The sequence below is a fragment of the Micromonospora sp. 4G55 genome, from assembly GCF_016803375.1.
On sequence record NZ_JAEVHN010000012.1, the window covers coordinates 18,988 to 33,567 of the forward strand.

8 protein-coding genes, 1 tRNA gene and 1 pseudogene are annotated in these 14,580 nt (G+C 71.3%); 5 read left to right on the plus strand and 5 right to left on the minus strand.

The window, feature by feature from the left end; all coding sequences use genetic code 11:
• Positions 1-200 precede the first annotated feature (200 nt).
• The 5 genes from JNW89_RS02490 to JNW89_RS02510 are packed head-to-tail and all read left to right on the plus strand — an operon-like array spanning position 201 to position 10,121.
• Positions 201-8,075, plus strand: coding sequence for an RHS repeat-associated core domain-containing protein (locus tag JNW89_RS02490; protein ID WP_238447497.1), 7,875 nt, complete (start codon positions 201-203; stop codon positions 8,073-8,075).
• Positions 8,072-8,329: a DUF2459 domain-containing protein gene (locus tag JNW89_RS02495; protein WP_238447498.1), complete on the plus strand. Its 258-nt coding sequence runs from the start codon at positions 8,072-8,074 to the stop codon at positions 8,327-8,329. The genes JNW89_RS02490 and JNW89_RS02495 overlap by 4 nt, the downstream gene beginning before the upstream one ends.
• Positions 8,330-8,379: 50 nt before the next feature.
• Positions 8,380-8,904, plus strand: a complete 525-nt coding sequence (locus tag JNW89_RS02500; protein WP_309139941.1) for a phage tail protein — start codon at positions 8,380-8,382, stop codon at positions 8,902-8,904.
• A gap of 7 nt (positions 8,905-8,911) precedes the next feature.
• Entirely contained in the window at positions 8,912-9,517 is a 606-nt protein-coding gene (locus JNW89_RS02505; protein ID WP_238447499.1) for a phage tail protein, read from the plus strand.
• 10 nt (positions 9,518-9,527) lie between these two features.
• Complete coding sequence (locus JNW89_RS02510; protein WP_238447500.1) at positions 9,528-10,121, plus strand: phage tail protein; 594 nt, start codon at positions 9,528-9,530, stop codon at positions 10,119-10,121.
• 536 nt (positions 10,122-10,657) lie between these two features.
• Here the strand turns inward: JNW89_RS02510 and JNW89_RS02515 are convergent.
• The 5 genes and pseudogenes from JNW89_RS02515 to scpB form a co-directional block, all read right to left on the minus strand.
• A tRNA-Pro gene (locus JNW89_RS02515) sits at positions 10,658-10,731 on the minus strand.
• 176 nt (positions 10,732-10,907) lie between these two features.
• Positions 10,908-12,313, minus strand: a pseudogene (gene der / locus JNW89_RS02520) (ribosome biogenesis GTPase Der).
• Positions 12,310-12,990 carry a (d)CMP kinase gene (cmk, locus tag JNW89_RS02525; RefSeq protein WP_238447501.1) on the minus strand — a complete coding sequence of 227 codons (681 nt, stop codon included), beginning with the start codon at positions 12,988-12,990 and terminating at the stop codon, positions 12,310-12,312. The pseudogene der and the gene cmk overlap by 4 nt, the downstream one beginning before the upstream one ends.
• Before the next feature lie 188 nt (positions 12,991-13,178).
• Positions 13,179-13,949, minus strand: coding sequence for a pseudouridine synthase (locus JNW89_RS02530; RefSeq protein WP_238447502.1), 771 nt, complete (start codon positions 13,947-13,949; stop codon positions 13,179-13,181).
• A partial coding sequence (gene scpB / locus JNW89_RS02535; RefSeq protein ID WP_238447503.1) for an SMC-Scp complex subunit ScpB occupies positions 13,936-14,580 on the minus strand: 645 nt, incomplete at its 5' end. The genes scpB and JNW89_RS02530, both read right to left, overlap by 14 nt.

A 14,580-nucleotide genomic window follows, 5' to 3' on the forward strand; every position in this document is an offset into this window, starting at 1 on the left:
CGGGTCCGGGCTGTTGAATGCCGGCCAGCTCGCGTCAGCCTGATCGCTGCCCGAGCGGAGGGCAAGCTGTACACCGTTTGAGGCTCTTTAGGGCATTTGTCATCTTCTGCGAGTTTTGGCCCGATATTTTCGGGTACGTGCTTCGCCAGTCCGGGCGACACGAGCGCAATCGGCTGTCGGGCAGACGGGGGGTGGCCGCGATGGCGATGGCGCAAGCAGCGGCCGCGCCAGGGGTACGGACGTCGCAGCTGCTCGTCGGTGGTGACGTCGCTGACGTGGTGAACATGTTCCGCGGGGAGGTGAACCTGCCCCTGGACCTGGTTTCGCTGACTGGCCGTGGCGGCTTGGACGTCACCGTCACCGCCTTCTACGGCAGCGGAGTGCACCATTCCGTGCAGCGGTCCAACCTCACCTCGCCCACTGGTGTGCTCGGTCTGGGCTGGTCCCTGCCGTACGAACGCGTGGTCGTCGAGTCCCAGACCAGTGGCACGACGGTTGACGACGTGTTCTACCTGATCACCGGCGGTGCTGCGCGACAGCTCGTGCGAGTGGGCGTCGACGGGCCGGCGCAGCGTTTCCAACTTGTCGACCAGCCGTTCTGGCAGATCACCTACCACCCTGACCCCACCTGCCCGGAATCCGAGTACTGGACCATCGTCCGGGAGGACGGCAGCACCTCCACCTACGGGTTGGGGGCGGTGCAGCGCGGCGTGCGGTGGGGCAACTGGATCGGCCCGTCCACACTTCCGGGCGGGATGAGTTTTCCGCTGGCGTGGAACCTCCTGCACATCCGCTCGCTGGCGGGCGACACCGTGTCGTTCGAGTACGACATCGACGACGTGCTGATCGGGGCGAGCCCGCAGGCGCGTTGCACCCGCTCGTGCCGGCTCCGCCGGATCGTCGACGTGTTCGGGCAGACCGTTGACTTCCGTTACCTGTCGAAGGAGCCCTGCGAGACCCCGTCTCCGTACGTGCCGCCGCACGGCGGCCAGAACGCCTACCAGTTCCAGTTGGAGGACCGCTACCTCGACCAGATCGTCGTGCGCGACAGCGCCGGCGGCACCGTGCTGACCACGCGGCTGCGTTACGCGCTGCGCAACCGCTCCCGGCACGCCGACGACAGCCGGTACCTCAAGCGCTATCTCATCGCCGTCGGGCAGGAGTTGGCTGGCGGTGGGGCCCTTCCGGAGCTGGAGTTCGACTACCACGGCGTCGACAGCTCGAACCCGGGCGCGATGTCCGGCGCGCGCACGCCGCAGGGCGGGCAGGCGGGATACGAGTACCGCGCCGCCGAGCTGCCCAACACCGCGCTGCGGGTCGCGATCCAACGACCGGCCGCCGGCGGGACACCACGGGTCTGGCACGGCCCCACCTACACCGTACTGACCTGGGAAAACAGCGCCGCCGGTCAGATCACCACCGGCGTGTACTCCTGGAATGGCAGCTGGTCCGCGCAGCAGGACACCCGGCAGTGGGCGGCGACGCCCGCAACCCTGCGGGTGCTCACCACCGACGGGTTCTTCGCCGTCTGGTACCAGGACGCGCACACCGGTCAGTACCGGGTCCACCTGGTCCGCGCGGAGCCGTTCCGCTTCGGCGAGTGGGAACGTGACACGTACCCGGTCACGCTCGATGAGCCGATGGCCGAGCCGGCGGTCAGCGTCGGCGGCGGTTTCGTCGCCGTCGCGGACGCCCGGGCCGGGCAGTTGAAGATCGTCACGTGGGATCCGGTCGAGCGGCGCTGGGTCGAGCAGGACTTCGGGCTGAGCGGAGTGGACCGCGTCGCGCTGGCCAGCGGCGCAGGCGTCTGTGTCGCCGTCACCTACGCCGAACAGAGCCGAACGCTGAGCGTTGCCGTCTATCACTGCGACGCGGAGCGGCACTGGCGTCGCGGAGACACCGTCAGCGAAACCGTCGACATCGACTGGACAGCCACCTCGACCGATCGGCTGCTCGCCATCGGCGCGTCCTTCGCCGTGCTCGGCTTTGTGACCGCCTTCGACGACACCGCCGGGACCGTCCGGTACGCCAGCCGGTTGGTCACCTGGTCCACGGCATATCGGTTCGGGCAGGTTCTGAAGGCCGACGGCAGCCAGCCCGTGGACGCCCGCAACCCGGTCGGATACGCGACGGTGAACGGGTCGAGCGCCGCCAACGGCGAGCACCTGTTCCGCTTCGACGGCGCCCGCTGGCAGCAGGCCGCCTCGACCCGCCCCACCGTCGGCCCCCGCTACACCTACCACTACGCCGCCGACACCGCCTACGCCATCACCGTCCAGGACAGCGGCCAGTGGACAGCCGAGCTGTACGAGTACGACCCCTACCGCAACGCGTGGCGCACCCCCACCCGGACCAACGGCACCAACCCTGGGCTGCCCACCCTCGCCGAGGGCTATCGCACGGTCGGCCGCGACCTGCTCTGGCGCACACCAGAGGGCGCCTGGAGCACCGTGTACACCCTGCCGGTCGACGCGGACCTGGCGACCCTGACCAACGCCGCGCCCGGCTACCTGAGCTATGAGGACCGCAGCGGCTCGACTCACCTGGTCACGCTCGTCGACGCCGCGGTGCGGGAGTCGGTTTCGCTGCCCGGCGAACGGGTGGTGGTCCACGACCCGCAGCCCGGCCAGATCCTCACCGGCCCGGAGACGGTTGTCACCTACCGTGGCCCTGACTTCGACCACGCCACCAGCCTTGCCCTGTACCGGGTCGTCGGCGGCCGGACCGCCACCCGGCTGGTGGCCTACCCGGTGGTCCGGGTCGGCAGCGACACCGGCTACCAGGCCCGGCACACGACGCTGGACTACGACCTCGCCACCGCGACCTACGACCCGTACGGCCTGGTCACGCAGTACGTCACGGTCCGTGCCACGCCCGGCGACGGCGGCCAGGGATGCGTCGAACGAGTGTTCTTCAACGGGCTCAGCCCGAGCGTGCCCGGCGTGCTCTACCCGGTCTCCGACCAGTACAGCAACGCTCGGGCGTACTTCAGCAAGCTCAACGGGCAACTGTTCCGCACCCGCGCCTTCGACGCCGACGGTCGCCAGGTCAGCGAGAGCGTCAGCTATCCCTACACGTACACGGGTCAGGACGGCGACCTGCGCGTCGTCGGCGCCTACACCAGGGTGCGCAGGCAGACCCAAGCGACCGCGGGGGAGCTATTCACCGCGGACACGGACCGCACCGACATCCGCCGGCACGGGGTGCGGGCCGCGTTACGGACGCACTTCACCGCACACGGGACACCCCTGACCGACCCGGTGACGGTGCACGAGGAACAGCCCGACCGGCGCTGGCGGCTCACCGACGCCGACGGCACGAACTACCAGGTGGTCGCCGACGGGACACGGCTCACCGTGTACGGGTGGCTGGTCGACGCCACCGAACACGAGTACAACGCCCACGGGCAGCCGTGCCGCGAAACCAGCGACAACGTCGACGACCAGGGGGTGCGGCGGCGGCTGCGCCGCGACACCCACTACGCCTGGCAGACCTACCCGGGCCTGCGCGAACTCAACTGCCTCGTCCCGACCAGCCAGGTCACCGCCAGCGACATCACGGCGGACGTGGTCACCGCCAGCGAGGTCACCACCTACCGCAACGAGTGGGGACCCTGGGCAGCGGCGCGAGGTTACCAGTGGTTGGGCGTCGGCGACCCGACCTTTCCGGAGTGGGGCTCGGACGCCGAACCCGGACCGGGCTGGCTCTGCGCCCGCCAGGTCCTCGACGTCACCGAGCGGGCCCAACCACTGGCGGCGCTGGACGCCAGCGGGCACGTCGCCGCCGCCATCTACGACCGCGAGCGGCGCTTCGCGGTCGCCACCACGGCCAACGCCGACCCCCGCCACGGCGAGGTCTGCTGGTACGGCTTCGAGGAGTACGAGGACGACGGCGGCTGGACGCTCACCCCCGCCGGCCTCGACCCGACCGGGTACATCACCGAGGGCCCGGCGCACTCCGGGTCACGGCGACTGGCCATCCCCGGTGACCCCGACTGCGCCATCGGCATCACCAACGAGTTCACCCCGGCCCGCGGCGACCGGCCCTATCAACTGTCGTGCTGGGTCTGCACCCAGCCGGGGTTCGTCGACGACCCGGACCTCGCCGCGTTGCGCACCACGGTCCGCGACGAGCAGGGCCGCACGGCCGAGATCGTGCTGTCCGTCCCCGCCACCGACGACCGGTGGCGCTGGCTGCACCAGCTGATCGACCCGCAGGCGCTCGACCTGGGCGCCATCGCGTCGGTGACACTCACCCTCACCAGCCGCCAGGACCGGCGGTACCTCCTCGTCGACGACCTCGCGTTCGCCCCGGTCGCGGCCAGCCTGCAGGCCTCGGTGTACTCCCCGGACGGGCAGGAACTGCGCGCCACGGTCGACCTGCTCAGCGACACCCGCCGCATCGGTCACGACCTGCTGGGCCGACCCGTGCTGGACGTCGGCTTCGACAACTGGCCGTTGTCGGCCACCGCCGAGTACGTCTGGCGCTGCGGACGGGACACCTTCGACCCCGCCCGGCCGAACGCCACCCTGGTGGCGTCGCTGCGCGGCCCCGGCACCTTCACCGACTTCCGGCAGGGCGACCAATGGCGCGCGCAGTGGCGCGCCGACGCCGGCTGGCAGCAGGAACCGGGCCTGCTGCGCTACGCGCAGGACGGCACCGGCACGCTCGCCCTCACCGAGACGCCCGAGGGCAGCTACCTGCTGCGCCTCGCCCTGGCCGCCGACCCGGCCGTGCGGCGACCGGTACGGCTCACCCTCGGCGAGTGGTGCGTACGCTGGGCCGACGGCTGCTGGACGCTGCACCAGCCCGACGGTGAGGCGGCGGCTGCGGCACCGGCGGAACCCGGCACCGACCTGATGCTCATCGTCTGGCCACACCGCATGCTCTGGTACGTCGACGGTGAGCTGCTGCTCCAGCGGGTCACACCGGACGGCTTCGCCGGTGCGGTCGCGTTCGCCACCGACGGGCCGCTGGCGCTGCGATGGATCGCGTTCGGGACCGCCCCCGTGGTCGGGATCTGCTTCACCGACAACGCCGGCCGCCCCCGGCAACTGCACCGCGTCGACGACACCCGCGTGCGGCTGTCGGCCACCGGCTACGACAGCGCCGGCCGGGCGGCGATCACCACCAAGACCGTCGAAGTCGACGGTGAGCCGATCGGCTACCGACCCGGCCTGATGACCGACCTGGATCCCGAGACCGGGGCGATGGGCGACTGCGAGCTGACCCGCGCCTACCCCGACGACGGCGGCTACCCGTTCTCCCGCACCCTCTTCGAACCCTCACCACTGGGCCGACCCGTCGAATCCGGACGGCCCGGCCGCGCGTTCGCCATCGTCGAGTCGATCCCCGTCGGACAGCGGCACACCGCCCGTACCGAATACCGCCTGAACACCGCGCAGCCGCTCCTGCCCAAGCTGCCCGCCGGACAGTACCCGCTCGAGGTCGGCACCGACCCCGACGGCCGGGTGATGCGGCTGTGGCGCGACCGGTTGGGTCGGACCGTCGCCGTCGCCCAGGGCGACCTGACCGGCGAACCAGGAACCTTCGCGCTCGTGCGCAACCACTACGACCCCTACGGCAACCTGGTGTGCAGGGACCAACCCAACGTCACCGACACCCGGGTGCCCGACCGGGACCGCTTCGTCGAACGATTCGAGTACGACTTCGTCGGCAACCCCGTGTCGGTCACCGGGCCCGACCTCGACGGCACCGTCAACCACGTCTACGACACCCTCGGCCGGCTGCGATTCAGTCAGGGCCCGCAGGCCGCCAGCGATGGCTACCTCAATTATCAGCGGTACGACAGCCTGAGCCGGCTCGTGGAGCAGGGCACCTGCGTCGCGGCATGGAATCGCGACGAGCTGCAGAGACATGCCGACGACCCCGCCTGGTTGCCCGCCACCGGCACCTGGCTGGCCCGCTACCGCTACGACGGCGACGGCACCGACCCGCTGCTGTACGGCCGGCTGTGGCAGACCTGCTCCGGCCCCGCCACCGGCGACGCGGCAGGCACCCGCAGCACCTACACCTACAACCAGCGGGGCCTGGTCACCACCCGCACGATCCACGTCGCCTCCTACGACGACGACGCCCCGCACACCCTCGCATTCGATTACGACGCCACGGGCGCGGTCACCGCCATCACCTACGACGCCCAGCTCGGGGCGAGCGCGTTCACCGCCCGACTCACCACCGACGGCTTCAACAACCTGGTCTCGATCACCGGCGCGCACGCCGGAGAGGACACCGACCTGGCCCGGTTCACCTACACCCCCGGCGGCGCCCTGGCGACCGAGGTGTTCGCTCCCGGGACCGCGGCGGAGCTCACCCGCGCCTACCGCTACACCCCACCCGGATGGCTCACCCGCGTCGAGGACCGCTACCTGACCGAGACCACCGACTACACCAGCGGCGGATACGACGACGGCGGCTACCACGACGGCCGCGCCGCCCGGACCGGTACCCGCTTCACCGGCGTACGCCAGGATGGCTTCCTGCCCGATGTCACCGTCCGCTACGGCTACGACCCGCTGGGCCGCCTCGCCGTGGCCGACTGCAGCGCGGGTGAGCGGTTCGGGTTGAGCGGACTGACCTACGACGCGAACGGCAACCTGACGACCCGCGTCGCCGCCGGGGTGTCCCAGCGCCTGTGCTACCGCGACGGCACCAACCGGCTGTGCACCGTGCAGGACGACGACGTGGAGAGCGACCCGTTCGGCTACGACCGGGACGGCAACGTCACCGACGCGCCGCCGCTGAACGTGCAGGACCTGCGCTACGAGCCGGCCTCCGGGCTGCCCACCGGCCTGACCGGGGCCGCCGGACAGCTCCGCCTGACCCGCGACGCCGACGGCACCCTGCTGCTGCGCACCACCGGCGACCGGCAACGGCTCTCCGTACCGGGCTCTGATGCGGCGCCGCTGGCGCTGCACCACGTCGACCCGGACGGGACCCGCCGGGCCGGCTACCTGATCCCGGGACCCGGCGGCACCATCGCCGTCTGGTCACCGCAGGGCACCGCGTACGTCCTGCGCGGCCGGCTCGGCTCCACCCGAGGGGTCTACGACTCGACCGGCCTCATCGGCGCGTTCACCTACCTGCCCGCCGGTGGATTCCTCGGCACCCCAGTGGACCACGGCGCGAGCGCCACCTACCCGTACCTGTTCACCGGCGCCGAGCGCGACCCGGGCACCGGCCTCTACCTCTTCCCACAGCGCCTCTACGACCCGGACACCGGGCGGTTCCTGAGCATGGACCCGGCCGGGCAGTATCCGAGTCCCTACCTCTACGCCGGCGGAGATCCCGTCAACGGGTACGACCCCAGCGGCGGGTTCGCCTGGTCCTGGCCAGCATTCGGAGCGGTCCTCGGCGGCGTCGCCGTCACCCTGGCCGGATTCGCGCTCACGATCGGAACCGCCGGCCTCGCCTGGCCGCTCATGGTGGGCGGCACTCTCCTCGGCGGCCTCCTCATCGGCGGCGGGATCGCCAGCGCCGCGTACGGTCTGGGCCACGCCAACGCCGAAGGACCGCAGGCCACCTGGCAGGAGTGGGGCATCTCGGTCGGCCTGGGAGCGGCGTTCGGCCTGGCGGCCGCCGGGCTGGGATTCGTGTCGGCGGCGGCCACCACCAGCGTGGCGGCGTCGCTCGGCATCGAGACGTTCATCGGGACCGGACTCGGCGCCCTCGACGGATTCATCAGCAACGGCGTCACCAACCACCTTCAGGGCCAGGACTTCAACGCCGGCGCCGGCCTGTCGACCGTGCTGGGCGGGCTCGGCGGAGCCGTCGGCGGAGCCCTCGGCGGTGTCCTGGGCCGCGGCAACATGTTGCGCACGCGGATGACGGTGAGCGCCGGGCACCGGGCCCAGGCCGCCGGCGAGGCAGGGGCCGCCTACGTCATGAACTACGACATGGGCAGCGTCTGGCACGCGCAAATCGGCACCCGCGCCCCGGGCGCGGCCAGCACCAGGATCAGCGGCCTGGACGCCGACCTCGCAGTCTCAAGGCGACGTTCCGCGGCGGGCAGCGCACCACGATCAACGTCCAGAACGTGGCCTACGAGCCCATGAGCGGAAACGGCGTCCTCCGCCGCTACGTACGCCGCGTCTACCTGCCAGGGCAGAACGTGCAGGCCGCCGAGGCGTTCGCGGAGAGGAGCGCACAGCTGGCGGGTCGCTTCTCGGTCTTCACCAACAACTGCACCACCTACGCCAACAGCGTGCTCCGGGAGGCGGGCCTGCACCCGCCGCTGTGGGTGCGTTCTCCCACGCTGCTGCAGCTGTGGGCCATGACCATCGGCGAGCGGATGCCGAACCAAGTGTGAGAAGAGGACTCCTGGATGCCAGCTGACCAGTCACCGGTGCCCATCGCACCATCACCGCCTTCGCCGGCCGGCTCGACGTCTCGTGGCTGCGGCCGCAGGGCTGGCTTTACTGTGACGGCGCCGAACTGGATGAGGCCGACTATCCCGCCCTGTACGCCGTGATCGGTGGCAACTACGGCGCGGGCAACGGCAGGTTCCGCCTCCCGGACCTGCGCGGGCGGTTCGCCCGGGGCGTCGACCTCGGCGCCGGGCGGGATCCCTACGCCAACACCCGCGCCCCTTCCGGGCGCGGCGGGCTCGCCGGCAACAATCCCGGTTCCGCCCAGGACTGGTACACCGCCCTGCCGGGCACCTCGTTCCCGGTCGACGGCGGCGGGGCTCACTCGCACCCCGTCGAGCACATGCCGGCCGACACGACGGGAGCGGCGGTAACCGGCAGCCACTACGGGATCTGGCAGGACAGCCGGTGGATCTGGGGCACCGGCGCGCACACCCACTACGTCGACGGCGGCGGCGACGCCGAGACCCGCCCCATCAACACGTACGTCTACTTCGTCATCAAGTTCGACGGATGAGGTGACCATGACAACCAGTTCCCAAACAGAACCCACCGGGGTCATCGGCGTCGCCAGTGTGCTCGTCGGCACCGTCGTCGGCTACGGCGCCGTCGTCTCCGGCAACGATCCCGCCCCGCAGGGGTGGCTGCTGTGCGACGGCAGCGCCGTGTCCCGCACCACGTACGCCTGCCTCTACAGCGTCCTCGGCGACATCCACGGCAGCGGGGACGGCACCAGCACCTTCAACCTGCCCGACTACCGGGGCCGGTTCCAACGCGGCGTCGACGACGGCACCGGCCGCGACCCCGACGCCGGCTCCCGCACCCCGGCGAACCCCGGGGGGCTCAGCGGCGACCGCGTCGGCTCGGTCCAACCGAAAGCCACCGGCCTACCAGCCGGCGACTGCTTCGCCACCAATCACAGCGAGGACCACCACCACTGGGTGCCGAACCTGCCGGACGACAACTCCCACCCCTGGGCCGCCGGATCGCACTACGCCGACTGGAACGACGGCAGCCGCAACACCAGCAACAACGGTTGGCACAGCCACGGGCTCAGCGGCGGCGACCAGGACAGCTGTCCGGTGAACCTCTACCAGAACTACCTGATCTTCTACGGCACCCGTTCGTGAGGAGCACCAGATGAGCGAGCAGGACATGCCCGTCGTGCCGACAGGCCACTTCGTCATCGGGACGGTGCTGGCCTACGGCGCCGGCAACCCACTCGACCAGTACGGGCTGGAGGAGCAGGGGTGGATGTACTGCGACGGGCGGCTCATCGGCCGCGCCGACTACCCCGATCTCTTCGCGGTGATCGGCACCCTGCACGGCGGTGGGGACGGCACGACCACCTTCAACCTGCCCGACTACCGCGGCTACCTGCTGCGCGGTGTCGACGACGGCGCGGGTCGTGACCCCGACGCGGGCAGCCGGAGCGAGCCGGCGCCCGGCGGTGCCGCCGGTGACCGCTGCGGCTCCACGCAGAAACACGCCACCGGCCGGCCCAGACAGGCGTTCACCCTGGACAGCGACGGCGACCACAGCCACGAGGTCTACGGCGTGCCCCAGGACAAGTCGTCCACCCCCATCGCCGGCTCACACCGCGCCATCTGGAACGAAAACGGCGGGAACACCGGCTCCGCCGGCTCACACCAGCACTTCATCACCTCCGGCGGCGACGCAGAAACGCGTCCCGACAACGCCTACGTCAACTTCGTCGTCCGCTACCGCGCATGACAGGCCTGTCTGTCTCGACAACGGAGAGTTGACCTGCCTGGACGGGCGTGACGGTCACCCGCGGACCTCGCCAACGGCCGGGTAGGCATGGGGGTCAAGGACAGCCGTACCCTCATGGCCAGCGCGCCCGGCGGCGCTGATCCCACCGCGGCCTCGCCGGCCGCCGGCCGCGAACCGACGAACGCTCCTGCCCTGGAGAGCCATCACCGGCGCCTGGCGCCAGTTGCTCTCCAGGGCAGTCGTCCCGACCGGCCGGCCGTTCACCGGCCAGGGCTACGCAGAGAAGGCTGGTTGGCGGCGCCGACACAGTCCCATCGCCAAGCCCGCCCAAGCCCCGGACGTCTCGGACATCCTTGAGCGACTCGGCGCCGACCGCCGGAGACGGCAACCCCCCGCACCCGCGGCGCCTAACGATGGGCATGATGACAAACCTGGTTGCCGACCCGGTAAATGGGAGGTTTTCGGGGGGCGGTTCAAAACCCCATAGACAACTTAAAGCCCTGGCCAGCATTTCCGCTGGTCAGGGCTTTTATCTGTCGGGACGGCCGGATTCGAACCGACGACCCCTTGACCCCCAGTCAAGTGCGCTACCAAGCTGCGCCACGTCCCGATGCCCCCGCGTGGTCTCCCCCGCGGCAGCCGGTACAGCTTAGCGCAGGATCTTCGCACCACGCGCACAGGCCCCTCCCGCGTCGCGGCGTCCCACGCCACTCCCCCTAGAGCGTCCTAGGAAAGAGAGCGCCGGGTGGAGCACGAGGCTCCACCCGGCGGTCGGGACGGGACGGGTCAGCCGTGCGCCTTGCCGCGGCCGCCGGGGCCGAGCTTCTTGCGCGGGCGTACCGAGATCTCCACCGGGCTGCCCTCGAAGCCGAACTCCTCGCGCAGCTTGCGCTCGACGAAGCGCTGGTAGCCGGCGTCCAGCGGCGCGGTGGTGAAGAGCACGAAGCGCGGCGGCGCGACCCCCGCCTGGGTGGCGAAGAGGATCTTCGGCGCCGACCACCGCGCACCGGGTGCGGGGTGGCCTGGACCAGCGCGGTCAGCCACTGGTTGAGCTGCGCGGTCGGCACCCGGGTCTCCCAGCTCGCCAGCGCCTTGCGCAGCGCCGGCGCGAGCTTGTCCACCGCGCGGCCGGTCTGGGCGGACAGGTTCAGCCGGATCGCCCAGGGGATGCGGCGCAGTTCCCGGTCGATCTCCTTGTCCAGGTAGTACCGGCGGTCGGCGTCGACCAGGTCCCACTTGTTGAAGGCGATGACCAGGGCCCGCCCGGCCTCGGTGACCATGGACAGGATCCGCTGGTCCTGCTCGCTGATCGGCTCGCTGGAGTCGAGCAGCACCACCGCCACCTCGGCCGCCTCGATGGCCGAGGCGGTGCGCAGGCTGGCGTAGTACTCGGTGCCGCTGGCCTTGCCGACCCGCTTGCGCAGGCCCGCGGTGTCCACCAGCTGCCAGACGTCGCCGCCGATCTCGACCAGGCTGTCGACCGGGTCGACGGTGGTGCCGGCGACCGCGTCGACCACCGCCCGCTCCTCGCCGGAGAACCGGTTGAGCAGGCTGGACTTGCCGACGTTGGGACGGCCGACGAGTGCCACGCGGCGCGGGCCGCGGGGCCGGTTCTCGATGATCTTCGGCGCCTCGGGCAGGGCGTCCATGATGGCGTCGAGCAGCTCGCCGGAACCCCGACCGTGCAGCGCGGAGACCGGGTACGGCTCACCGAGGCCGAGCGACCAGAGCGAGGTCGCCTCCATCTCGATGGCGGTGTTGTCGGTCTTGTTCGCCACCAGGATGACCGGCTTGGCGCTGCGCCGCAGCATCTTCACCGCGGCCTCGTCCACATCGGTCGAACCGACCATCGCGTCGACCACGAAGAGCACCACGTCGGCGGTCGCCACGGCCGTCTCGGCCTGCGCGGCGATCGCCGCGGCCCGGTCCTTGGCGTCCGGCTCCCAGCCGCCGGTGTCCACCACGGTGAACGTCCGGCCGGTCCACTGCGCGTCGTAGGGCACCCGGTCCCGGGTGACCCCGGGGACGTCCTCCACGACCGCCTGGCGGCGGCCGATGATCCGGTTGACCAGCGTCGACTTGCCCACGTTGGGGCGGCCGACCACGGCCACCACCGGCTGCGGACCGGATGGCTCCTCGACGTCGAGGTCCGGCTCCCGCAGTTCGACCCACTCCGAGATGTTCTCGCTCATGCCACCCCCCGTTCGGTGAGCAGGTTGCGCAGTCGGGCGACGACCTCGTCGATGCCCAGCTCGGTGGTGTCCAGCACCACCGCGTCCGGGGCCTGCTGCAGCGGGTTGACCTTGCGGGTCGAGTCGAGCTGGTCCCGGCGGGCCAGGTCGGCGGCGGTCGCCGCGACGTCGTTCGCGTCCTCGGCGCTGCGCCGCTGGGCGCGGGCCGCCTCGGAGGCGGTCAGGTAGACCTTCAGGTCGGCGTCGGGGGCCACCACGGAGCCAATGTCGCGGCCCTCGACCACGATCCGGCCGGCGTTGATGATCATCTGACGCTGCCGGGCGACGAGCAGTTCGCGCACCGCCGGGACGGCTGCCACGGCGGAGACCGCACCGGTCACCTCGGGGCCACGGATCTCCTTGTCGACGTTCACGCCGTCGGCGGTCACGCCGTACCCCTGGGGGTCGGTGCCGATGCGCAGGTCGACCTCGCCGGCGACCTTGGCCACCGACTCGACGTCGGTCAGGTCGACCCCGGAGCGCAGCACGGCCCAGGTGATCGCCCGGTACATGGCCCCCGTGTCGAGGTAGCGGGCACCGAGGCCGGCGGCGAGCCGCCGGGAGACGGTGGACTTACCCGAACCGGACGGCCCGTCCACAGCGACCACGCAGCGCCCGGCCCGTACGTTTTCCTCCACCGTTGTCCTCCTATAGCCCGTACCTCGCGGGTCGCCGGTGTCTCCGGCGCCGTTGAGCGGTTGTCCATCGTCAATCATGCCCGCGCCTCGCGGGTGGCCGCGCGCGCCACCGTCGGGGGCGACCCGCGCCACCCGACGGCCCACCGGCCGCGACGAAGCCTACCGGCACCGATACCCGGTTCGCCGGGTCAGTCACCCACGGCCTTGAACAGGGCGGCGACCTCCGCGTTGGTCAACCGCCGGAGCCGCCCGGTGCGCAGGTCACCCAGCCGGATCGGCCCGATCGCGGTACGCACCAGCCGGGAGACCGGGTGCCCCACCTCGGCCATCAACCGCCGGACGATGTGCTTGCGCCCCTCGTGCAGCGACAGTTCCACCTGGGCGGATTTACCCAGGGTGTCCACCACCCGGAACGAGTCGACCTTGACCGGCCCGTCCTCCAGCTCCACCCCGGCCATCAGCCGCTTGCCCAGGTTGCGCGGGATCGGCCCGGCCACCTCGGCGAGGTAGGTCTTGAGCACCTCGTAGGACGGGTGCATGAGCTTGTGGGCGAGGGTGCCGTCGTTGGTGAGCAGCAGCAGCCCTTCACTGTCCGCGTCGAGCCGCCCGACGTGGTAGACGCGCTGCTCCAGCCGCCTGCCGATGAAGTCGGCGAGCTCGGTACGGCCCTTCTCGTCCGCCATGGTGGTGACCACCCCGCGCGGCTTGTTCATCGCCACGTAGACCAGGCGGTTGTTGGCCTGGAGGCGCTCGCCGTCGACGTGGATCACGGCGGTGGCGGGGTCGACCTTGTCGCCGAGCTGGGCGACCCGGCCGTTCACGGTCACCCGGCGCCGGAAGATCAGGTCTTCGCAGGCGCGTCGGGAGCCCACGCCGGCGGCGGCCAGCACCTTCTGCAGGCGCTCGGTCCCCTCGTACACGGGGGCGTCGGTCTTCGGGGCACGGTCATCGCGTCGCATCGGCAAGCTCTTCTACGTCGTCGGGGAGGAACGGGGCGAGCGGGGGCAGGTCGTCCACCGAGTTCAGCCCCAGCTTCTCCAGGAACATCGTGGTGGTCCGGTAGAGGAACGCCCCGCTGTCCGGTTCGGTGCCGCACTCCTCGACCAGCCCGCGGGAAACCAGCGTACGGATGACCCCGTCGCAGTTCACACCCCGGATGGCCGAGATCCGCGAACGGGTGACCGGCTGCTTGTAGGCGATCACCGCGAGCGTCTCCAGTGCGGCCTGGGTCAGCCGTACCGACTGCCCGTCAAGTACGAACCGTTCCACGTAGGTCGCGTATTCCGGCCGGGTGTAGAGACGCCAGCCACCGGCCGCCCGGCGCAGGTCGAAACCGTGCCCCGCGGCGGTGTAGCCGGCGGCGATCTCGTCCAGCATCGGGCCGATCCGCTCGGCGGGCTGCTCCAGCACCTGGGCCAGGGTCAACTCGCTGACCGGCTCGTCCACCACCAGCAGGATGGCCTCCAGCGCGCCGCGCAGCTCCGCGTCGTCCAACACCGGCGCCGGCTCCGGCGCGGGCGTCGCCCGCCGCCGTTGCGCCGGCTGTCTCCCGGGTACGCGGGCGGCCGCACCCTCCCCCGCCGGCTCGTC

What these genes read in the sequence shown, in the direction of transcription:
- JNW89_RS02490 (WP_238447497.1), top strand. Translation starts at nt 201, where the DNA reads ATGGCGATGGCGCAAGCAGCGGCCGCGCCAGGGGTACGGACGTCGCAG.
- JNW89_RS02495 (WP_238447498.1), top strand. Translation starts at nt 8,072, where the DNA reads ATGAGCGGAAACGGCGTCCTCCGCCGCTACGTACGCCGCGTCTACCTG.
- JNW89_RS02505 (WP_238447499.1), top strand. Translation starts at nt 8,912, where the DNA reads ATGACAACCAGTTCCCAAACAGAACCCACCGGGGTCATCGGCGTCGCC.
- JNW89_RS02510 (WP_238447500.1), top strand. Translation starts at nt 9,528, where the DNA reads ATGAGCGAGCAGGACATGCCCGTCGTGCCGACAGGCCACTTCGTCATC.
- JNW89_RS02530 (WP_238447502.1), bottom strand. Translation starts at nt 13,949, where the DNA reads ATGCGACGCGATGACCGTGCCCCGAAGACCGACGCCCCCGTGTACGAG.